The 21,481-nt window shown below is 61.4% G+C and carries 19 protein-coding genes; 8 read left to right on the forward strand and 11 right to left on the reverse strand.

Features of this window, described 5'->3' with window-relative positions; all coding sequences use genetic code 11:
- Positions 1 to 2 precede the first annotated feature (2 nt).
- From Q7W83_RS04615 to Q7W83_RS04625, 3 genes are all read left to right on the forward strand, one after another.
- Positions 3 to 566: an RNA polymerase sigma factor gene (locus tag Q7W83_RS04615; protein ID WP_150631879.1), complete on the forward strand. Its 564-nt coding sequence runs from the start codon at positions 3 to 5 to the stop codon at positions 564 to 566.
- Positions 563 to 1,549 carry a FecR family protein gene (locus Q7W83_RS04620; protein WP_150631880.1) on the forward strand — a complete coding sequence of 329 codons (987 nt, stop codon included), beginning with the start codon at positions 563 to 565 and terminating at the stop codon, positions 1,547 to 1,549. Before Q7W83_RS04615 ends, Q7W83_RS04620 begins: the two co-directional genes overlap by 4 nt.
- Positions 1,550 to 1,701: 152 nt before the next feature.
- The gene (locus Q7W83_RS04625) at positions 1,702 to 4,131 is read left to right on the forward strand and encodes a TonB-dependent siderophore receptor (protein ID WP_150631881.1); all 2,430 of its coding nucleotides are present in this window, start codon (positions 1,702 to 1,704) and stop codon (positions 4,129 to 4,131) included.
- A 123-nt stretch (positions 4,132 to 4,254) separates the two neighbouring features.
- Here Q7W83_RS04625 and Q7W83_RS04630 read toward each other — a convergent pair whose 3' ends face one another.
- Positions 4,255 to 5,130, reverse strand: coding sequence for a helix-turn-helix domain-containing protein (locus tag Q7W83_RS04630; RefSeq protein WP_150631882.1), 876 nt, complete (start codon positions 5,128 to 5,130; stop codon positions 4,255 to 4,257).
- 136 nt (positions 5,131 to 5,266) lie between these two features.
- Here Q7W83_RS04630 and Q7W83_RS04635 point away from each other — a divergent pair, with 136 nt between their 5' ends.
- Complete coding sequence (locus Q7W83_RS04635; protein WP_150654429.1) at positions 5,267 to 6,169, forward strand: DMT family transporter; 903 nt, start codon at positions 5,267 to 5,269, stop codon at positions 6,167 to 6,169.
- Between the two features lie 38 nt (positions 6,170 to 6,207).
- Here the strand turns inward: Q7W83_RS04635 and Q7W83_RS04640 are convergent, their stop codons facing one another.
- The 3 genes from Q7W83_RS04640 to Q7W83_RS04650 all read right to left on the reverse strand — a co-directional run bounded on the left by Q7W83_RS04640 (position 6,208) and on the right by Q7W83_RS04650 (position 8,984).
- Positions 6,208 to 7,182, reverse strand: coding sequence for a 2-hydroxyacid dehydrogenase (locus Q7W83_RS04640; protein ID WP_473655723.1), 975 nt, complete (start codon positions 7,180 to 7,182; stop codon positions 6,208 to 6,210).
- A 106-nt stretch (positions 7,183 to 7,288) separates the two neighbouring features.
- Positions 7,289 to 7,594, reverse strand: coding sequence for a DUF6124 family protein (locus tag Q7W83_RS04645; RefSeq protein WP_458377901.1), 306 nt, complete (start codon positions 7,592 to 7,594; stop codon positions 7,289 to 7,291).
- A 421-nt stretch (positions 7,595 to 8,015) separates the two neighbouring features.
- Positions 8,016 to 8,984, reverse strand: coding sequence for a LysR family transcriptional regulator (locus Q7W83_RS04650; protein ID WP_150631886.1), 969 nt, complete (start codon positions 8,982 to 8,984; stop codon positions 8,016 to 8,018).
- Between the two features lie 301 nt (positions 8,985 to 9,285).
- Here Q7W83_RS04650 and Q7W83_RS04655 point away from each other — a divergent pair, with 301 nt between their 5' ends.
- From Q7W83_RS04655 to Q7W83_RS04670, 4 genes are all read left to right on the forward strand, one after another.
- Positions 9,286 to 10,785, forward strand: a complete 1,500-nt coding sequence (locus Q7W83_RS04655) for an efflux transporter outer membrane subunit (protein WP_473655724.1) — start codon at positions 9,286 to 9,288, stop codon at positions 10,783 to 10,785.
- A gap of 121 nt (positions 10,786 to 10,906) precedes the next feature.
- The gene (locus Q7W83_RS04660) at positions 10,907 to 13,099 is read left to right on the forward strand and encodes an FUSC family protein (protein WP_473655725.1); all 2,193 of its coding nucleotides are present in this window, start codon (positions 10,907 to 10,909) and stop codon (positions 13,097 to 13,099) included.
- Positions 13,089 to 13,289, forward strand: coding sequence for a DUF1656 domain-containing protein (locus tag Q7W83_RS04665; protein WP_007896379.1), 201 nt, complete (start codon positions 13,089 to 13,091; stop codon positions 13,287 to 13,289). The genes Q7W83_RS04660 and Q7W83_RS04665 overlap by 11 nt, the downstream gene beginning before the upstream one ends.
- Before the next feature lie 10 nt (positions 13,290 to 13,299).
- Complete coding sequence (locus tag Q7W83_RS04670; RefSeq protein ID WP_473655726.1) at positions 13,300 to 14,148, forward strand: efflux RND transporter periplasmic adaptor subunit; 849 nt, start codon at positions 13,300 to 13,302, stop codon at positions 14,146 to 14,148.
- Positions 14,149 to 14,182: 34 nt separating this feature from the next.
- Here Q7W83_RS04670 and Q7W83_RS04675 read toward each other — a convergent pair whose 3' ends face one another.
- The 7 genes from Q7W83_RS04675 to Q7W83_RS04705 all read right to left on the reverse strand — a co-directional run bounded on the left by Q7W83_RS04675 (position 14,183) and on the right by Q7W83_RS04705 (position 21,431).
- Positions 14,183 to 14,581: a DUF4440 domain-containing protein gene (locus Q7W83_RS04675; protein WP_150654433.1), complete on the reverse strand. Its 399-nt coding sequence runs from the start codon at positions 14,579 to 14,581 to the stop codon at positions 14,183 to 14,185.
- Between the two features lie 134 nt (positions 14,582 to 14,715).
- The gene (locus tag Q7W83_RS04680) at positions 14,716 to 15,540 is read right to left on the reverse strand and encodes an SDR family oxidoreductase (RefSeq protein ID WP_473655727.1); all 825 of its coding nucleotides are present in this window, start codon (positions 15,538 to 15,540) and stop codon (positions 14,716 to 14,718) included.
- Positions 15,541 to 15,574: 34 nt separating this feature from the next.
- Positions 15,575 to 16,039, reverse strand: a complete 465-nt coding sequence (locus Q7W83_RS04685) for a multidrug transporter (RefSeq protein WP_150631892.1) — start codon at positions 16,037 to 16,039, stop codon at positions 15,575 to 15,577.
- A 292-nt stretch (positions 16,040 to 16,331) separates the two neighbouring features.
- Positions 16,332 to 17,783 carry a mannose-1-phosphate guanylyltransferase/mannose-6-phosphate isomerase gene (locus Q7W83_RS04690; RefSeq protein WP_150654434.1) on the reverse strand — a complete coding sequence of 484 codons (1,452 nt, stop codon included), beginning with the start codon at positions 17,781 to 17,783 and terminating at the stop codon, positions 16,332 to 16,334.
- Positions 17,784 to 18,007: 224 nt separating this feature from the next.
- Positions 18,008 to 18,664 carry an alginate O-acetyltransferase AlgF gene (locus Q7W83_RS04695; RefSeq protein ID WP_017336623.1) on the reverse strand — a complete coding sequence of 219 codons (657 nt, stop codon included), beginning with the start codon at positions 18,662 to 18,664 and terminating at the stop codon, positions 18,008 to 18,010.
- Between the two features lie 14 nt (positions 18,665 to 18,678).
- On the reverse strand, positions 18,679 to 19,854 hold the full coding sequence (locus tag Q7W83_RS04700) for an alginate O-acetyltransferase (RefSeq protein ID WP_150631894.1): 1,176 nt from the start codon (positions 19,852 to 19,854) through the stop codon (positions 18,679 to 18,681).
- An 11-nt stretch (positions 19,855 to 19,865) separates the two neighbouring features.
- A complete protein-coding gene (locus Q7W83_RS04705) occupies positions 19,866 to 21,431 on the reverse strand; it encodes an MBOAT family O-acyltransferase (protein WP_150631895.1) in 1,566 nt (521 codons plus the stop codon).
- Between the last annotated feature and the right edge of the window lie 50 nt (positions 21,432 to 21,481).

A 21,481-nucleotide genomic window follows, 5' to 3' on the forward strand; every position in this document is an offset into this window, starting at 1 on the left:
TGATGATCACCCGCCCTCCGGATTCCCACGATGACGAACCTCGCGGAGCGCGTGCGCATTTCCTGCAGGTGTTCCTGTCCCAGCGTTCGCAGATGGAAGCGCTGGTGAACCGTCGTGTCGGGTGTCGGGCCACGGCGGCGGACCTGGTGCAGGATTTGTTTTTGCGCTTCTGGCGCCGGCCGCTGGTGCAGGTCGAAGAACTCAGCACCTACCTGTTGCGCTGCGCCGGCAACATTGCCATCGACCATCTGCGCAGCGAAGGCGCGCGGGTTCGGGTCAACGAAGGTTGGCTGCCGGATCAACCGGACAGCCACGGCAGTGAACCGCAAGCCGCGCTGGAAGCTGGTAACGATTTGCGTCACGTCGAAGCGGCATTGCGCGCATTGCCCGAGCGCACGCGGCAGATCTTTTTGCTCAATCGCATCCATGGCCGCAAATACGCCGAGATCGCCAAGGCCATGGGGTTGTCCCAAAGTGCCGTGGAAAAACATATGATGCGCGCCCTCGAAGCCTGCAAGGCCAGTCTGCGGGACCCCGAACCGCGCACGCCAGGGAAAGCACCGTGAATCACATCGAACGCGTCACCCCGACGCCCGCTCAGGAACAGGCCGCTTTCGCCTGGCTGAGCCTGTTGCATGACCAGCCGAGCAGCGGCGACCAGGCCACCTTCAGCCATTGGTTGCAGGCCGACCCCGCGCATGCCGAGGCGTATGCCCAGGCGCAAGTGGTGTGGGAGTTGAGCGAAGGCCCGGCGCGGACATTGGCCGATGAAGACGCGTTTGCCTTGCAGGGTTATCTCAATGCGATGAATGGCTCGCGGCGCAACAGCGTTCGGCGCTGGTCCGGTGCGCTGGCGATGGCGGCGTGCCTGTTGTTGATGATCAGCCTCGGTTCAGGCTGGCAGCCGATGCGCTGGGTCGATGATCTTGGCGCTGACTATGTGTCGGCACCGGGGCAAGTTCGCACCGTCACGCTGGCGGATCAATCGCAGGTCACGCTGGATGCCGACAGTGCCATCGCCGTAGATTTCAGTCGCGGCGAGCGCCACGTTCAGTTGCGGCGTGGCGCCGGTTTTTTCAGCGTGACGCACACCGGCGAGCCGTTTGTGGTGGAGGCCGAAAAGGGGCAGGCGCGGGTGCTGGGGACGCAGTTTGAAGTGCGTTTGCAACCTCACGGCGCGCAAGTGACGGTGTTGTCCGGCCGGGTCGGCGTGACGGCGGACAAGCAGGCCGAGCAGCAGATTCTGAGCGCCGGCCAGCAGGTGGCTTATGGCGAAGGTACGGCGCAAAAACTGCAGGCCGTGGACAGCGAAGCGCAGTTGGCGTGGCGTCAGGGCTGGCTCAATTACTACAAGGCGTCGCTGGCCGACGTGGTGCAGGATTTACGCCGTTACTACCCGGGGCGGATTGTGCTGCTCAACGATGAGCTGGCGGCGCGGCGGGTCAGTGGCAGTTTTCCGAGCAAGGATCCGCAGGCGGTGCTGAGTTCGTTGCAGGGGGTGTTGGGGTTTGAGCAGCATGCTGTGGGGCATTTGATTATTTTGCGTTGAAGCCTCTGGCCCTTCGTCGGTTCAGACAACACATCCCTACCGATAAAAAATATTTTCAAAATAATGGTGAGGTAAACCCGGGCCCCATCCGTGTAGTGACTGAAACTGCGAGTCATTCGCATTCCGTAGCGGTTCTACACAGGTCATGAGCAATGAAGTCCAGGGCAAAATCGGGTTCGGTCAAACAGTGGTTGGGTGCCTCGGCACTGAGCATTTCGGCATTGGCGTTGCTGCCACTGAGCGTGGCATTGGCCGCTGAAACGGGCGCGCCGCAGCAACGCACGCAGTTCAGTTTCGCAATGGTCGCCAAACCGCTGCCCCAGGCCTTGAGCGACTTCAGCCGGATCACCGGTATCAGCGTGGTCTACACCGACGAAGCACCGTACGGCCTTACCGCACCAGCGGTCAGCGGGCAGATGAGCGCCGAACAGGCGATCCAGCGGTTGCTCAGCGGTTCGGGTTTGACCTTCCGTCGCACCGATGCTCACACCCTGGCGCTGGAACCGCAGCCCACCGAAGGCGCCTTGAACCTCGGCGCCACCACCATCACCTCGGTGATGGATCAAACCATGAGCTACCAGCCGCCGCCCACCAGTTCGGTGATGCGCTCCTCGGCTTTGCTCCAGGAAATCCCCCAGACCGTCAACGTGATCCCGGCCCAGGTCATTCGCGATCAGGCGCCGCGCAACCTCGATGACGCGCTGGCCAACGTCAGCGGCATCACCCAGGGCAACACACTGGGCAGCACCCAGGATTCGGTGATGACTCGCGGCTTCGGCGACAACCGCAACGGCTCGATCATGCGCGACGGCATGCCGGTGATTCAGGGCCGTGGCCTCAACGCCACGGTCGATCGGGTTGAAGTGCTCAAGGGGCCGGCCTCGTTGCTCTACGGCATCCAGGACCCGGGCGGCGTGGTCAACATGGTCAGCAAGAAGCCTGAACTTGAGCAGTACAACGCATTGACCGTGCGCGGCTCGACCTATGGCGACGGCAAAAATGGCAGCGGCGGCAGCTTCGACAGCACCGGTGCGCTCGGTGATTCCGGGCTGGCGTACCGCATGGTGCTGGACCACGAAGACGAAGATTACTGGCGCAACTTCGGCACCCACCGCGAGACGCTGGTGGCGCCATCGCTGGCCTGGTTCGGCGAAAGCACCAAGCTGTTGTTCGCCTACGAACACCGTGAATTCCTGACCCCGTTCGACCGTGGCACGCTGATCGACCCGCGTGACAACCATCCGCTGGACATCTCCCGCGATCGTCGCCTGGATGAACCGTTCAACAACATGGAAGGGCGCTCGGACCTGTATCACTTCGAAGCCGACCACGAGCTCAACGACAACTGGACAGCCCACTTCGGCTACAGCTGGAACCGCGAAACCTACGACGCCAGCCAAGTGCGCGTCACCGCCATCAACACCGCCAGAGGCACGCTGACCCGCAGCATGGACGGCACGCAAAACGCGATCAGCACCGACCGCTTCACCACTGCCAGCCTTGAAGGCAAGGTTGATGTGCTGGGCATGCAGCATGACTTGGTGTTCGGCGTCGACGACGAGTACCGCAAGATCTACCGCGAAGACCTGATCCGCCAGAAAAGCCTGACCACGTTCAGCTACCTCAACCCGGTCTATGGCCGTGAAGTCGCCGGCACCACCGTCAGCCCGGCCGACAGCGCGCAGACCGATCAACTGCGCAGCGATTCGCTGTTTCTGCAGGACTCGATCCACCTCACCGACCAGTGGATTCTGGTGGCCGGCGGCCGTTTCCAGGAGTACGACCAGTACGCCGGCAAAGGCGTGCCGTTCAAGGCCAACACCGACAGCAACGGCCAGAAGTGGGTGCCGCGCGCCGGTCTGGTCTATCGCTACACCGACGCGTTGTCGTTCTACGGCAGCTACACCGAATCGTTCAAACCGAACTCGACCATCGCCCCGTTGAGCGGCAGCAGTACCGTGCTCGATGGCAGCATCGCGCCGGAAGAAGCCAAGTCCTGGGAAGTCGGTGCCAAGCTGGATATTCCGGGGCGTGTGACGGGTAACGTCGCGCTGTTCGACATCAAGAAACGCAACGTGCTGGTGGCCAATTCCGAAGGTCCGGTGACTCTCTACAGCGCCGCCGGCGAAGTGCGTTCCCGTGGGCTGGAAGTGGATTTGACCGGTCAGCTCAGTGATCGCTGGAGCATGATCGGCAGCTATGCCTACACCGATGCTGAAGTCACCGAAGACCCGGACTACAAAGGCAAAAAACTGCAAAACGTGGCGAAGAACACCGGCTCGCTGTCGGCGGTCTATGACTTCGGCACGATCGTCGGTGGCGATCAGTTCAGAGTCGGCGCGGGCGCGCGGTATGTCGGTGAGCGGGCGGGCAACGCGGTGAATGATTTCGACCTGCCGAGCTACACCGTGGCCGATGCGTTCGCCACCTACGACACCAAGGTCGAGGGGCAGAAGGTGAAGTTTCAGCTCAACGTGAAAAACCTGTTTGACCGCACTTACTACACGTCGGCGGCGAGCCGGTTCTTTGTGTCGATGGGGGATTCGCGGCAGGTTTCGTTGTCCAGCACTTTGGAGTTCTGATCACAGACCGCGTTATCGTTCATCGCTGGCAAGCCAGCTCCCACAGGGTATGTGTCGACCACTAAAATCGAGTCTGCCGCAACACCTGTGGGAGCTGGCTTGCCAGCGATGGCGGCTTCCCGGTTAACGCAAAAACGCCTGCCGATACTCGCCGGGCGTCCCACCCAAAGCCTGCCTGAACCGATTGGTGAAATGACTGGCACTGGCAAACCCGCACGCCAAGGCAATCTCCCCCAGCGGCTGCGAGGTCGACCGCAACAACTCCCGCGCCCGGCTCAGTCGCCGCGCCAACACATACTGATGCGGCGGCAAGCCAAAGCTCTCCCGGAACATCCGCGCAAAGTGATACTCCGACAGCGCACACAACCCAGCCAACTGCCCGAGGCTGATGGCTTCGGCCAACTGATGGTCGATGAACTCGACCAACTGCCGCCGCTGGTGCGCAGCCAATCCGCCCTTGAGCCGCAAGCCCTCGCGCATCCCGACCTGGCCGAGCAACACGTGGCTGAGCATTTCATGGGCCAGGCTGCTGGTCAGCAGGCGTTCGCCGGGTTCAGCCCAGTTGAGCGTGAGCATCTGGCGAAAGCGTCGGGCCTGCTGCGGGTCGTCGAGAAAAGTCCCTTCGCGCAACTGCAATTCGCGAGGCTCGCGGTCGAGCAGCGTGACGCAGCCGAGGGCGAACTGTTCCGGGCTGAAATACAGATGGGCCAGGCGAATGTCGCCGTTGATCACCCAGCCTGACTGGTGGTCGGCCGGCAGGATGCACAATTTGTCCGGGCCGCCCTTGGTGCCGGGCTGGTCGCGGCGAAAGGTGCCGGTGCCGCCCGCGATGTAACAGGACAAGGTGTGATGGCTCGGCGCCTCGTAATCCTGGGCGTCGTGATGGTTGCTCCACAAGGCTGCAGCCATGCCGTCACCGAGCTCGGCGCTGTGCTCCAGGCGAGCATTGGGCGAGCGGTTGAGGGCTTGAAAGACTTGCAGTGATTCCAGTGCGGGCATGATCGTTTCTCCAACGCTTCGCATCCTACTCCGTAGACATTGGCCTGCCAGCCTCTGCACCGACAAAAGCGCAAGTTTATGCAAGTGCGGAAAAGTTTGGCGCAGGACACTGGCCACCTATTGAGGAGTCCTTGCCATGAACCTTTCGCTGTACTTGCTGACCGTGCTGATCTGGGGCACCACCTGGATTGCCTTGAAATGGCAGCTGGGCGTGGTGGCCATTCCGGTGTCGATCGTTTATCGCTTCGGCCTCGCCGCGCTGGTGCTGTTTGTGATGCTGTTGCTCAGCCGCAAGCTGCAGGTGATGAACCGTCGCGGGCACCTGATTTGCCTGGCGCAAGGCCTGTGCCTGTTTTGCATCAACTTCATGTGTTTCCTGACGGCCAGCCAATGGATACCCAGTGGCCTGGTGGCCGTGGTGTTTTCCACCGCCACGCTGTGGAATGCCCTGAATGCGCGGGTGTTCTTCGGCCAGAAAATCGCCCGCAACGTTCTGTTAGGTGGCGCGCTCGGTTTGTTCGGGTTGGGTTTGCTGTTCTGGCCGGAACTGGCCGGCCACACCGCCAGCCCCGAAACCCTGCTGGGCTTGGGCCTGGCGCTGCTCGGCACGCTGTGTTTCTCGGCGGGCAATATGCTGTCGAGCCTGCAGCAAAAGGCCGGGCTCAAACCGTTGACCACCAACGCCTGGGGCATGGCCTATGGCGCGGCGATGCTGTCGGTGTGGTGCCTGGTCAAAGGCATTCCGTTCGAGATGGAATGGAATGTGCGTTACATCGGCTCGCTGCTGTACCTGGTCATTCCGGGTTCGGTGATCGGCTTCACCGCCTACCTGACGCTGGTCGGGCGCATGGGCCCGGAGCGCGCAGCTTATTGCACCGTGTTGTTCCCGGTGGTGGCACTCAATGTGTCGGCGTTTGCCGAAGGCTACCAATGGACCACCCCGGCGCTGGCGGGCCTGGTGTTGGTGATGCTGGGCAACGTGCTGGTGTTTCGCAAACCCAAGGCGCCGATGGTGCAGGGGAATGGCAAGCTGGCGTAAGTGGACGGGCAGACGTCAACAACGTCTGCCCGTGTCGGTCAGCCTTTCCAGACTTGCGGGTTGACCAGATCCTGCGGCCGCTCGCCCAGCAGTGCGCTGCGCAGGTTGGTCAAGGCGCGGTTGGCCATGGCTTCGCGGGTTTCGTTGGTGGCCGAGCCGATGTGCGGCAACGTCACAGCGTTTTTCAACTGGAACAGCGGTGATTCGGCCAGCGGTTCTTTCTCGTAGACATCCAGCCCGGCGCCACGGATCTGGTTGTTTTGCAGCGCTTCGATCAGCGCCGGCTCATCCACCACCGGGCCGCGGGAGATGTTGATCAGAATCGCGTCCGACTTCATCAGCGCCAGTTCGCGGCGGCTGATCAGGTGTTTGGTCTTTTCGCTGAGCGGCACCACCAGGCAGACGAAATCGGCTTCGGCCAGCAACTCATCCAGGCTACGGAACTGTGCACCGAGCTCTTGTTCAAGTGCCGTTTTGCGGCTGTTGCCGCTGTAGATAATCGGCATGTTGAAACCGAGTCGACCGCGCCGGGCGATGGCGGCGCCGATGTTGCCCATGCCGACGATGCCCAGGGTTTTGCCATAGACATCGGTGCCGAACAGCGGGGCGCCGACGGTGGCTTGCCATTGACCGGCCTTGGTCCAGGCATCGAGCTCGGCGACACGGCGGGCGCTGCTCATGATCAGGGCGAAGGCCAGGTCGGCGGTGCTTTCGGTCAGCACGTCCGGCGTATTGGTCAGCATGATCCCGCGTTCGTTGAAGTACGCGACGTCGTAGTTGTCATAGCCGACGGAGACGCTGGACACCACTTCCAGGTTGCCAGCGTTCTCCAATTGCGCACGACCGAGCTTGCGACCCACGCCAATCAAACCGTGGGCATGGGGCAGGGCTTCGTTGAATTGGGCGTTGATGTCGCCTTTTTTCGGGTCAGGCACGATGACGTCGAAATCCTGCTTGAGGCGTTCGATCATGGCTGGCGTGATGCGGCTGAAAGCGAGGACGGTCTTTTTCATGGGGAGGCGGGCTCGTCGGGCGTGGAGAATGCCAAGCACGCTAACATTCTTCCCCGCGTTTGTGCGAGTGCCCGGAAGGGGCGGATGCACGCATTTTCCCGGATTTTTAATCCTGCGGATCGATGTTGTCCAACGCGCGATTGACGGCCAGTTCGCCCAGCATGATCACCTGTTGGATGCCCAGCAGGGTGTTGCGATGGGGGCCGTCCAGAAATCCGGCGAGGTCGCTGGCCATGACGCTGGCGGAGGCGAGGGATTCGCTGGCGTGGACCAGGAGGGTTTCGGTGTTGATGTTGGGGGCGACGACGAACAGATGGCTGGGGGTGTGGGGCGGGATCGAGGCTTTCAGGGTGAATGAGTGTTGGGGGGCGGTGATTTCTGCATCGGGTGGATTGGGTGATGGCTTTTTCATGGGGGGCATTACTCCATGCTGGGATTAAGGAGCTGCCAATTTCGTTTCCAGGCGAAAGGTGGCAGCTGTGCGCAGGCTGGAAAACCGGTCAATCCCACCAAAACCCGGCAGACCCGAAGGTCTCCCGCGCACAGCCGCCATAACATTGCAGGCAGAAAAAAGCGCCGCAGTATGACATGTGCAGAAGAGGGATTAATCAGGTTTCCAGGCCTGACCGCTGATTCGTCAGCGACTTCAGAGCCTATCCATTTAACGTCCCACCCGACAACCGACAGAACGCGTCGGAAACATCCTAGGACGCCACGCTTTTTGTAGGCGCGAGCTTGCTCGCGATGAACCTGAGTCCACCGCGGTGTATCAGGTTTGCAGCGTTATCGTTAACGACCATCGCGAGCAGGCTCGCTCCCACAGTCGTCGGTGGTCAGTTTGCCAATCTTGCCCCACCCAGCGTTCCGCTCAACTCATACGCCGCCAGTTCCGCCTGATGCGCAGCCAATATCTCCGGCAACGACCCGCGCAAATACTCGACCCAGGTTTTGATCTTCGCATCCAGGTACTGCCGCGACGGATAGATCGCATACAGGTTCAATTCCTGCGAGCGGTAATTTGGCATCACCCGCACCAGCGTGCCGTTGCGCAAGCCTTCGATGGCCGCATACACCGGCAACACACCAACGCCCATGCCGCTGGTGATCGCGGTTTTCATTGCATCGGCGGAGTTCACCAGAAACGGCGAGCTGTTGATGGTGACCATTTCCTGGCCTTCCGGACCGTCGAAGGTCCATTTCTCCAGCGGGATCACCGGGCTCACCAGGCGCAGGCACGCATGGTTCAGCAAATCGCTGGGCTTGTGCGCGCAGCCGTTGGCCTTCACATAGGCCGGCGAGGCGCAAACGATGCTGTAGGTGATGCCCAGACGCTGGGAGACGAAGCCCGAGTCTGGCAGTTCGCTGGCCAGGACGATCGACACGTCGTACCCCTCGTCGAGCAAGTCCGGCACGCGGTTGGCCAAGGTCAGGTCGAACGTCACGTCGGGATGCGTCTTGCGGTAGCGCGCGATGGCGTCGATCACGAAGTGCTGACCGATGCCGGTCATGGTGTGCACCTTGAGTTGCCCGGCCGGGCGTGCGTGGGCATCGCTGGCCTCGGCTTCGGCTTCTTCCACGTACGCCAGGATCTGCTCGCAGCGCAACAGATAGCGCTTGCCGGCTTCGGTCAGTGCGATGCGCCGCGTGGTGCGGTTGAGCAGGCGGGTTTGCAGGTGGGCTTCCAGGTTGGAGACCGCGCGCGAGACGTTGGCCGTGGTGGTGTCGAGTTGCACGGCGGCGGCGGTGAAACTGCCCGCCTCGGCCACGTAACTGAAGGCGCGCATGTTTTGCAAAGTGTCCATGGGGTGCTCTCGGGTGCGATGGCAAATTGTGACACGAAGTTTCAGAGTCTGAGACCCCGACCAAGGGATTATCGCGTTAACGGTAACAAAGATTCACAGGATTCCCAGCTTATCGCCATCCGACCCCACCTCTAGAATTGCGCCACCGCTGGAATATCAAACCCTGTTGGAGCGAGCTTGCTCGCGATTGGGCCGTCACAGCCAGCATTGATGTTGCCTGACCCAACGCCATCGCGAGCAAGAGTTGCGGTGCCCGTCCCCACAAATTGTGTACTTCCCCCTATTTCAGGAATTTTCAGCAGTGCCGCGTCGCATCAGCAGAGCGTTTCAGACGCTCAGTGTTTTGGCTTTAACCCTGGCAATCAGCGGCTGCATCGGAACCGCAGGCATTGCCCCGCAGGGCAAGGCACTGGAGGCCAATTCACTGGCCACCGACGACGCCATCCGAAGCGCCGCGCAGGACGCTCACTGGCCCAACGCGCAATGGTGGCAGGCCTACGGCGACCCGCAACTGAACCGCTGGATCGACCTCGCCCTGCAAGGCAGCCCGAGCATGGCCATGGCGGCAGCGCGGGTGCGTCAGGCCAAATCCATGGCCGGTATTGCCGAGTCCGCCGAGTCACTGCAGATCAATGGCGAGTCCACCCTCAAGCGCCACAACTGGCCCACTGATCAGTTCTACGGGCCGGGCGACCTGGCCAACTCGACGACGTGGGACAACAACGCCGCGCTGGGTTTCAGCTACGCCCTCGACCTTTGGGGCCGTGAAAGCAACGCCACCGAGCGCGCCGTGGACATGGCGCACATGAGCGCCGCCGAAGCGCGCCTGGCCCAGCTCGAACTGCAGAACAACATCGTGCGCGCCTACATCGAACTGTCGCTGCATTACGCGCAACGGGACATCGTCGCGGCGACCCTGCAACAGCAGCAGCAAATTCTCGACCTCGCACAGAAACGCCTGAACGGCGGCATCGGCACTCACTTTGAAGTCAGCCAGGCCGAAACGCCGCTACCGGAAATCCATCGGCAGATCGATGCGCTGGACGAAGAAATCGCCCTCAGCCGCAATCAACTTGCTGCGCTCGCCGGCAAAGGCCCGGGCGACGCTGCGCAGTTGCAGCGACCAACGCTGGCATTGGGCACAGCGCTGAAGCTGCCATCGTCGCTGCCCGCGCAATTGCTCGGTCAACGTCCCGACGTGGTCGCCAGCCGCTGGCAAGTGGCGGCTCAGGCGCGGGGCATCGATGTCGCCCACGCCGGTTTCTACCCCAACGTCGATCTGGTCGGCAGCCTCGGCTACATGGCCACCGGCGGCGGTGCGCTGGAGTTTCTGACCGGCAAGAAACTCAACTACAGCGTCGGCCCGGCGATCTCGTTGCCGATCTTCGACGGTGGCCGTTTGCGCGCCGAGCTGGGTGAAGCATCGGCCGGTTATGACATCGCCGTCGCCAAGTACAACCAGACGCTGGTCAATGCGCTGAAAAACATCTCTGACCAACTGATCCGCCGCGAATCCATGGACAAGCAGCAAACCTTCGCCGCCGAATCGGTGGCCACCGCGCAGAAGACTTACGACATCGCGATGATCGCTTATCAGCGCGGGCTCACCGATTACCTCAACGTGCTCAACGCCCAGACCTTGTTGTTCAAACAGCAGCAGGTGCAGCAACAGGTTCAGGCCGCGCGGCTGAGTGCGCACGCCGAACTGGTGACGGCGCTCGGAGGTGGCCTGGGTGCGGGCAACGATGTGCCGAATGCTGAGAAAACCCAGCCCCCGAAAACCCCGGTTCTTTTGCGTTGAACACACTACCTGTGGGAGCCAGCCTGCTGGCGATGAGGGCGGCAAATCCAACATTGATGTCGACTGATACTCCGCTATCGCCAGCAGGCTGGCTCCCACAGGTTTTACTGAGCAGGATTTCATGACTCCCTTGCCCGCACCTCTGCGCTGGCTTTATTCCCTTGAATGGCGCCGGGGTTTCTATGACTGGGCACGCAGCGACGGCGTGACCTGGGTCTACATTTTCAAGGTGCTGTTCGCTGCGTTCTTGACCCTGTGGCTGGCCATGCGTCTGGAGTTGCCGCAACCGCGCACGGCGATGATCACCGTGTTTATCGTCATGCAACCGCAAAGCGGTCAGGTGTTTGCCAAGAGTTTCTATCGCTTCCTCGGCACCTTGACCGGGTCGGCGGTGATGGTCGCGCTGATTGCCTTGTTTGCACAAAACACCGAGTTGTTCCTCGGTTCGCTGGCGATCTGGGTCGGTATCTGCTCGGCCGGTGCGGCGCGTTATCGCAACTTTCGCGCCTACGGTTTTGTGCTGGCCGGCTACACCGCCGCGATGGTCGGCTTGCCGGCGCTGGCGCACCCGGACGGCGCGTTCATGGCGGCGGTCTGGCGGGTGCTGGAAATCTCCCTGGGGATTCTCTGCGCCACTGTGGTCAGCGCCGCGATCCTGCCGCAAACCGCCAGCGCGGCGATGCGCAACGCTTTGTATCAGCGCTTCGGCGTGTTCGCGCTGTTCGTCACCGACGGCTTGCGCGGTCGCAGCAAACGGGACGCTTTTGAAGCGAGCAACGTGCGCTTCATCGCCGAGGCGGTCGGGCTGGAAGGGCTGCGCAGCGTCACCGTGTTCGAAGACCCGCACATGCGTCGGCGCAACGGTCGGCTCAGTCGCTTGAACAGCGAGTTCATGGGCATCACCACCCGGTTCAATGCCCTGCACCAACTGCTCGAGCGCCTGCGCAGCAGCGGCGCCGATCACGTGGTCGCGGCGATCAAACCGGGCTTGCAGGACCTCGCCGAAGTGCTCGACGGTTTCAGCGGTCGTGCCCTGACCAGCCCCGACGCGGCCCGTTTGGTGAGTGCGCTGAGCGTCTATAAAGAAGCGCTGCCGGCGCGTGTCCGCAGCTTGCGGGCGACCTTTGAGGAGCGCCAGCCGAGCGACGCCGAGCGGCTCGATTTTCATACCGCGTATGAGCTGCTCTATCGCTTCGTCGACGACCTGCACGGCTACGCACAGACCCACGCGTCCCTGGCCGATCACAGCCATGCACGGGAGCAGTGGGACGAGCCTTTCACCCCGCAAACCAACTGGATGGCGTCCGCCGCTTCGGGGATTCGCGCGGCATTTATTCTGGTGGTGTTGGGCAGTTATTGGGTAGCCACCGCATGGCCGAGCGGGGCAACGATGACGTTGATTGCCGCTGCGACGGTGGGCCTGTCGGCGGCGACGCCGAACCCGAAGCGCATGGCGTTTCAGATGGCTTGCGGGACGTTCCTCGGTGCGCTGATCGGCTTCGTCGAGATGTTTTTCATCTTCCCGTGGATCGATGGTTTTCCGTTGCTGTGCGTGATGCTTGCGCCGGTGATCGTACTCGGTTCGTTCCTCACCTCGCGCCCGCAATACGCCGGTGTCGGCCTCGGTTTGCTGATCTTCTTCAGCACCGGTTCGGTGCCGGACAACCTCACCGTCTATAACCCTTACGCCTTCATCAACGACTACATCGCCATGGTGCTCGGCATGCTGGTGTGCGCCGCCGCCGGCGCGATCATCCTGCCGCCGAACAGCCGCTGGTTATGGCGTCGATTGGAGCAGGATCTGCGCGGGCAAGTGGTGTATGCCATCAGCGGCAAACTCAAAGGCCTGGCGTCGAGTTTCGAAAGTCGCACGCGGGATTTGCTGCACCAGGCCTATGGTCTCGCCGCCGGTCAGCCGCAGGTGCAACGGGACTTGCTGCGCTGGATGTTCGTGGTGCTGGAGGTCGGTCACGCGATCATCGAGTTGCGCAAGGAACAGGCGATTCTGCCGGTGCATCCTGCGTACGCCGAATCGCAGCCGTGGCGCCAGGCCATCCGCGTGATGGGCCGTTCGCTGGTGCGCCTGTTTCTGCAACCGGGCCAGAGCAATCTGCAACGTTGCCTGATCGCGGTCGACCATGCGATCAGTCGCGTGCAAGCCACCGACGAGCCCTTCGCGCCGCACTTCGACACCTCGGCGTTGCGCCGGGTGAAGAGCTACCTGCATTTCATCCGCACCTCATTGCTGGACCCGCAATCGCCGCTTGCAACCTACGCAACGACTACGCCTCAAGGACCTGAACATGCCTCGTGAAATCGCCTTCCACGGCGTGTACATGCCGACCATGACGCTGATGTTTTTCATCGCCGCGGCGCTGGCCTGGGCGCTGGACCGGTTCCTGTCCGGGTTCGACCTGTACCGTTTTTTCTGGCACCCGGCGCTGCTGCGCCTGAGTCTGTTTACTTGTCTGTTCGGCGCCCTGGCGCTGACTGTCTACCGTTGAGAACGATCTGATGAAAAAGCTTTTCAGCCTGCTCGCCACCCTGCTGGTGCTGGCCCTCGCGCTATGGATCGGCCGGACCCTGTGGGTGCATTACATGAACACGCCGTGGACCCGCGACGGTCGCGTGCGCGCCGACATCATCAACGTCGCCGCCGACGTCACCGGTGAGGTGGTGGACGTGCCGGTGCGTGACAACCAACAGGTGAAGGAGGGCGATTTGCTGATGCGCATCGACCCCGAGCACTACCGCATCGCGGTCAAGCAGGCGCAGGCGCAGGTGGCTTCACGCAAGGCAACGTGGGAGATGCGCAAGGTCAACGCCCATCGCCGCGCCGACATGGATGCCCTGGTGATCTCCAGGGAAAACCGCGACGACGCGAGCAATATTGCGGACTCGGCCCTCGCCGATTACCAGCACGCACAAGCGCAACTGGAAGCCGCCGAACTCAACCTCAAGCGCACCGAAGTGCGCGCGGCGGTGGACGGTTACGTGACCAACCTCAACGTGCATCGCGGCGACTACGCACGCATCGGCGAAGCGAAAATGGCCGTGGTCGACATGAACTCGTTCTGGGTTTACGGCTTCTTCGAAGAAACCAAACTGCCCCACGTGCGCGTGGGTGACAAGGCCGACATGCAGTTGATGAGCGGCGAAGTGTTGAAGGGGCATGTGGAAAGCATTTCTCGCGGCATCTACGACCGCGACAACCCGGAAAGCCGCGAGCTGATCGCCGACGTGAACCCGACCTTCAACTGGGTGCGCCTGGCGCAGCGCGTGCCGGTGCGGATTCACATTGATGAAGTGCCGGAGGGGGTGCTGTTGGCGGCGGGGATTACGTGCACGGTGGTGGTCAATTAACTTCAGACCGAGTCGCGATGGGCGTGACTCGATCTCACTCCTTGCAGAACGTCTCATGCAGATGCCGCCAAAGAATCTTGCCATCGGCCTGTTTCTCGAACACCACGGTCGAGCGGCGATCGGAGTGCAGGCCGGTGGCATCGGTCTGTTGCTCGCGGTAACTCACGGTTGCCCCGCCGTCATGTAACGCGAGGCCACGCAACTCGCCGAGCTCAATCCGGAACCCGAGCTTCTTGCCGCCCGCCAGCGTGAACAACTCGTTCAACGCCGCAAAATCCAGGACTCGGCCCAACGGCGAGACCATGGAAAACTGCGGCGAAAAACGTGTCAGCAGGTGTTCAAGTTCAGTGGCATCCCGTTCTTCGGCCAGCCATTGTTCGATGGCCACATGGGCCTGGATCACTTCGTCAAAGTATTCGGTGTAGTCGGTCATGTTTTTTCCTGAAATTCTGTGGAGTCTGTTCTGACACCTTCGCCAGCAGGCTGGCTCCCACAGGATTAGCGCTAGTTCAAAATCTGTGCACGACCCGTGGGAGCCAGCCTGCTGGCGATGGCGTCAACTCGGTCTCAAAGCTGCCCATTCAACCCGAACCGCTTCATCAACCCCGACTCCAGCAACCCTTTGGGCAACAACCCGGCCAACAACGGCAATGCGCGGCTGCCATTGCCCAAACGAATCAGTCGTGGCGGTTTGCTCTGCTGCACAGCCTTGAGCAAACCGGCGGCAAACTCACTCGCCGGGGTCGGGTTGTCCTGGGATGCCTTGGCCCGCGCACGAATGCCTTCGCGCAGCGGAAACCACGGTGACTGTTCACTGATCAACTGTTCCGCCTCAGCCCCGGCGTTCTTGGCAAAACTGGACGCGATGGCGCCCGGTTGCACCTCCATGACTCTTACACCGAACGGCGCCAGTTCCATGCGCAACGCATCGCTCAAGGCGTGCACGGCGGCTTTCGAGGCGCAGTAAGCACCGGCAAACGGTGTGACCAACACGCCGGACACACTGCCGATATTCACCACCAGCCCTTTGGCCCGGCGCAGCACCGGAAACAGCGCGCGCGTGACACCGACGATCGCAAACACATTGGTTTCAAACTGCCGCTGCATGGCGGGCACGCCACCGTCGAGCAACGGTCCCATGGCGCCATAACCGGCGTTGTTGATCAGCACATCGAGGCCGCCATGCCGTTGATTGATCTGTTCACTCAACTGTTCGAGCGCCACGCCATCGTTGACGTCCAGTTGCACGGAGGTGAAACCGGCCGCCGTCAACGCGGCGACGTCTTCAGCCTTGCGGGCGCTGGCCCAGACTTCATAACCGGCCGTTTTGAACGTGTCGGCGAGGGCGCGGCCGATGCCGCTGGAACAACCGGTAATCAACGCAACGGGCATGGCGCGGTCCTTGTGCAGAAGAGAGAAGGGGTCATCAGTCGGAGAAACTACCCTGCAAACGCTCGGCGCGAAACTCCAGGGTTTGCGGACGATAACCGGGACGCAGGGGTGGCATGGGCAAGCAGTCTTCCCAATTGGCGCCGGCCTGCAGTTCGCCCGGGCCGCGATAACGCGGTGCGGCGTATTGATTGTCAGCGAGGTTGACCGTATCGCCCGGTGCGTAGGCGGCGATGCGCCAGCGCAGTTCGGTCAGCGGCACGTCATTGCCGTTGTTCATTTTCAATTGCAACGGGCGATCCGCCGGGCACTGCTCCGGCGCGTATGTGATGCGCAGTTCCAGGCGCGCCAGTTGCTTGACCTCGCGGTTGTCCAGCCAGATCACCCAGGTGGCCACCAGGCCCAGGCCGATGGCGGCTGCGACCGAGACGGGCAGGGCCTTGGACGGGTAACGCAGCAACAGGATCAGCCAGGTAATGACCAGCAGGACGCCGATGAACATGACGCAAAACCTCGGGAGGGGAGAAGGTCATCCTACCTAAGCGTGGGTGAGGTGGCGATGGCTTGATGTTGGCGGTGTTCTGTCTGGCCTCATCGCGGGCAAGCCCGCTCCCACAGTGATCTCTGCCGTACACAAGATTTGTGTCCAACGTCGTAACCTGTGGGAGCGGGCCTGCCCGCGATGGGGCCCGCCGAGGCAGCACAAAACACTCAGACCAAAAAAAGCCCCCGACCCACCCGCTGCGGATGGGGCCGCAGCGGGTGGGACGGGGGCTTCTCATTTTACTGAACGCTTACTGCGCGATGGTTTTCACCGACACGCCGCGCTCGATCGGCGTAGACCGACCATAGATATCTTCAAACCGCTCGATATCGTCTTCACCCAGATAGCTGCCCGATTGCACCTCGATGATCTCGAGTGGAATCTTGCCCGGGTTGCGCAAACGGTGAACCGAAGCAATCGGAATGTAGGTCGATTGGTTCTCGCACAGCAGGAACACGTTTTCGTCGCAGGTCACTTCGGCAGTGCCGCTGACCACGATCCAGTGTTCGGCGCGGTGGTGGTGCATTTGCAGCGACAGACACGCGCCCGGTTTGACCGAGATGTGCTTGACCTGGAAGCGCCCGCCCATGTCGACCGAGTCGTAGGAGCCCCACGGACGATAGACTTCGCAGTGGTTCTGGGTTTCGCTGCGTCCCTGTTCGTTGAGGGTATTGACCATCTGTTTCACGCCTTGGACCGAGTCCTTGTGGGCGATCATCATGGCGTCCTTGGTTTCGACGACCACGATGTTTTCCAGGCCGATCACCGACACCAGTTTGCCGTTGCCGTGGATCATGCAGTTCTTGCTGTCCTGAATGACCACGTCGCCTTTGGTGACGTTACCGTTGACGTCTTTGTCATTCACTTCCCACAGCGACGCCCAGCAACCGACATCGCTCCAGCCTGCAGTGAGTGGCACGACGCAGGCGCGCTGGGTTTTTTCCATGACCGAGTAATCGATGGAGTTGTCCGGGCAGCAGGCGAAGGTCGCTTCGTCGATGGTGACCGTGTCGGCGTCCTGTTCGCTGCGCTCAAGGGTCAGCAGGCAGGTGTCGTAGATGTCCGGATCGTGTTTTTTCAGCTCTTCGAGGAAGCGGCTGGCGCGGAACAGGAACATGCCGCTGTTCCAGAAGTAACCGCCGGACTGGACGAACTCGGTGGCGCGTTTCACGTCGGGTTTTTCAACGAAGTGCGAGACGCGGCTGACGCCTTCCGGCAGGAGCGAGTCGTTGGTCGACTTGATGTAGCCGTAGCCGGTTTCCGGTTTGGTGGCCGGGACGCCGAACAGCACCATTTCGCCGTTTTCGGCGGCGACGGTGGCCAGGGCCAGGGCGCGTTGCAGAGCTTTCTGGTCTTCCAGTACGTGGTCGGCTGGCAGCACCAGCATCAGCTCGTCGCGACCTTCATTGACCAGCATCATCGCGGTCAGGGCCACGGCCGGCGCGGTGTTGCGGCCGAACGGTTCCATCAGGATGCGCTGGGTGTCCAGTTTACGGTTGGCCAGTTGCTCGTTGACGATGAAACGGTGGTCCTTGTTGCAGACCACGATCGGGGTGTCCATGCCTTCGAACACCAGGCGTTCCAGGGTTTGCTGGAACAGCGTGTGTTCGCCGGTCAGGGCGAGGAATTGCTTAGGGAACTGCTTACGGGAAAGCGGCCAAAGACGTGAGCCACTACCACCTGACAAGATCACCGGAATCATGTTGTTACTCCTTGAAAATCGTATGGGTCAGAGCTACTGCGTTCTGTCGTTTCACTCTTGTTCTTATTCCGTGTCCTGATTGACGCCTCGGTCCCTGTGGGAGCTGGCTTGCCAGCGATGGCATCAACTCGGTGTATCTGTTTGACCGAGTCGTCTGCATCGCGGGCAAGTCGGATCGCCGCACCGCCGGCTCCTACAAGGGGAGTGTCAATTCAGAAAAATGATTAGCGCGTCGAAACCGGGCGTTTTACCCAGACTGGCGACAGGCTGCTGCCGTTGCCGGTGACGTACAGCACCGCCGCTTCACCGCGTTCCAGGGCAACCGGCTTCACGTCGCCCACTTTCGTGGCGCCATCGTATAGGGCCAGGCTGACTTTGACCGGGTTGATTTCACGCTCGCCACGGCCCTTGGCGGCCACGGATGGCACCACTTCGGTCTTGCCGTCAGCGGTTTTCAGGGTCAGGGCCTTGTCGCTCAGGTTCTGTACGCGAACCAGGGATTTCTGCTTGTTCTTGAACGGCGGCTCTTCGATCAGTTGCGGCGCGCCGCTGGCGTTGTTTACCAGGGTGTAATAGTGATCGCCGGCCAGTTTCACCGGCAGGGTCTGGCTGCCGACCTTGGCGCTGTAGTCGCCGCCCGGCATGAAGCTGAAGTCAGTGCTGGACAGCGGCGCGACGTCGGCCAGGTTGGTGCTGCCGACGGTGGCGCTGACTTCAGCGTTGCCGGCGTTGTAGACACGCACGAAGCTCGAGCCTTTCGGTGCGGTCGGGCCGTAGAGCGCCGAATCGCCACCGGCGAAGGCGTTCATGGAAAGGACGCTGAAGGTCGCGGCCAAAGCAAAAGTCTTGGCGAGACGGCGAGGAGTAGTAGTGAAAGTCATGGTGTACCTCTCTTTCAGTTTTGCGCCCGGTCGGGCGTCTCGGATTTAGTGTTTGCGGCTACGTTTTGTTGGCGGGCGCCGGCTTCTTTGAGCTCTGCGACCCACTGCGGGTCGGCGTCGCCGATTTCGTTGTTCACAGGCAGATAACGTTCAGGAAACTCCCAGATCAGCACCTGTGGCGGGCTGTTCTTGAAGGCATCGCTTTTCAGGTAGCTGAGCATCGGCTGAATCGGACCGTGGCCGTCTTCGGCGTAATTGACCACGTCGCTGTGCAGCGCTTCTTTCAGCGCACCGACGAAGTTCCAGTTCGGGTTGGCGCTGTAGCTGGTGCCGATCAGGGCCACTGGCACTTCGGTGTTGGCGAACAACGCGTCATCACCGCCAGCCTGATCGTCGGCCACCACGGTGTTGCGCTTCTGCAACGGCTCTGGCTTCGGCATCAGGTTTTCGAACAGCGGATCGAGCGGCAGGAACAAACGCAGGTCACCCTTGTGGGTCACTGTCTCTGCCGGCTCGGTGACGAAGCGCTGTGGCTCGCCGCTGAGCGGGGTTTTTTCGGCGATCGTTTTAGCCAGGGTCTCGGCGGCGATTTGCGCGCCTTCCGGGGTCCAGTGAGTGTCGGTGCGCAGGAACACTTGCTGACCGTCGAGCTTGCCCTTTTGCAGCGGGACGAGCAGGTCGGGCGCGATGATCTTGTTGGCCGCCACTCGGGCGTGGAAGTCCTCATAGAGGTTGGCGTGAATGCTCGAAGGCTTCACTTCGCCCAGGTGTTCCGGATACAGGCGAGTCTTGGCCGGCACAATCGCCATCACCAGTTTCACGCCCTTGGCTTTCAACTCCTGACGCACGCCTTCTACGAGTGCGTAGTTGCCTTGCAGGTTCAACTCTTCGTTGACGATCGGGTTGAATTCCTCATCGCTGTACAACCACTGATCGCGGCCGAGCACGACGCCCGGACGACCTTCGTTGAACAGTTTGAAATCCAGCGCGGCCCAGAGGTTGGTGCCCAGGCGCTTGATCGGGAACTCGTCGTCGTAGTGCGTTTCGACAGCCTTGGCCCAGCGGCCATTGAGCACCGTCGCATCGGCATTGGTGCTGAAGCCGAAGAAGCTGCGCGTCGACCACAGGCCCAGGACCAGCAAGGTCACCATAAACAGGCTGATATAGAAGATGCGTAATGAGCGGGTCATGGTCAGATCCCTCAGAACTGGAAGTAAAGGAACGGCGAGAAGCTTTGCGCCGAGAGTTTGAAAATCGAGGCGATGAACAGCACCAATACCAGCGTGCGCATCACGTAACGCGACCAGTCAGCGGTCCAGTAAGCCGGTTGCACGGTGGCTTCAACGCCAACGGTGTAACCCGGTTCGTGGATGCTGGCCGGGTTGTCGCCCGGTACGGCTTTGATCATCCCCGGGGTCGCAGTGGCCGGGCCATCGGCCTCGACATTCACCACAGGCTTGGTCTTTTCTGGCGGCAGGTTGGTGTAGAAATCACGGATGCCGAAGAACGCCAGGGTCATGTAAGCCACCACCAGGGTCGCCACTTGCAGGCCGGTGAGGCTGGCCGCGTTGAGTTCCGACAACGACCATTCGCCGAAGCTGAACATCGCGCCGTACATACGGCCGGCGACGTGCAGGTTTTCCGAGCGGAAGATCACCCAGCCCATGACCACGAGCAGGAAGGTCAGCGCCCAGCGGATCGGGTTGATGCTGCGCGGCGAAGTGTTCAGGCCCAGGGCTTTTTCAATGGCCAGCCACATGCCGTGCCATGCACCCCACACGATGTAAGTGATGTTCGCGCCGTGCCACAGACCACCGAGCAGCATGGTCAGGAACAGGTTGCGATAGGTCATCAGCGTGCCTTTGCGATTGCCGCCCAGCGTGATGTACAGGTAGTCACGCAGCCAGGTGGACAGGCTGATGTGCCAGCGACGCCAGAACTCGGTGATCGACTGGCTGATGTACGGCTGTTTGAAGTTTTCCATGAAGCGGAAACCCATCATCAAGCCCAGGCCGATGGCCATGTCGCTGTAACCGGAGAAGTCGAAATACAACTGCGCGGTGTACGCCAGCGCGCCGAGCCAGGCATCGCCCGTGGTCGGGTTCTGCAAGGCGAAGCAATGGTCGGCGACCACCGCCAGGGTGTCGGCGATGAAGACTTTCTTGATGAAACCCTGCATGAACCGCGTGGCACCTTCGGAGAACTTGTCGAGGGTGTGGGTGCGGTTGTTGAACTGGTCGGCGAGGTCGCGAAAACGCAACACCGGGCCGGCAATCAGGTGCGGGAAGATCGCCACGAACGCCGCAAAGTCGATCAGGTTGCGCGTTGCCGGCGTGTCGCCACGGTAGACGTCGATGATGTAGCTGATGGACTCGAAGATGTAGAACGAGATCCCGATCGGCAACAGCACGTGGGTCAGGATGAACGGCGAAAGACCCACCGACGTCATCATCGCGTTGATGCTGTCGACGCCGAAGTTGGCGTACTTGAAGTAGCCGAGGATGCACAGGTCGACGCCCACGCCGAGCAGCAGCCAGCGCTGGGCCGGTTTGGTCCGAACGCCTGCGGCGCCGACTTTGAGGCCGATCCAGTAGTTCCACAGCGTGACGGCGGCGAACAGCGCGAGGAAGTCCACGCGCCACCAGGCATAGAACACATAGCTGGCGAGCAGCAGCAGCAGGTTGCGATAGCGTATTCCGCTCAAGTAGTACATGCCGAGAAAGATCGGCAGGAACAAAAACAGGAACACGTTGGATGAAAATACCATCCCGGTCTCTCCATGTTTAACCACAGTCAAGGGCCGCAGCCCCCCCAAAC

Source organism: Pseudomonas sp. 300 (genome assembly GCF_055803035.1).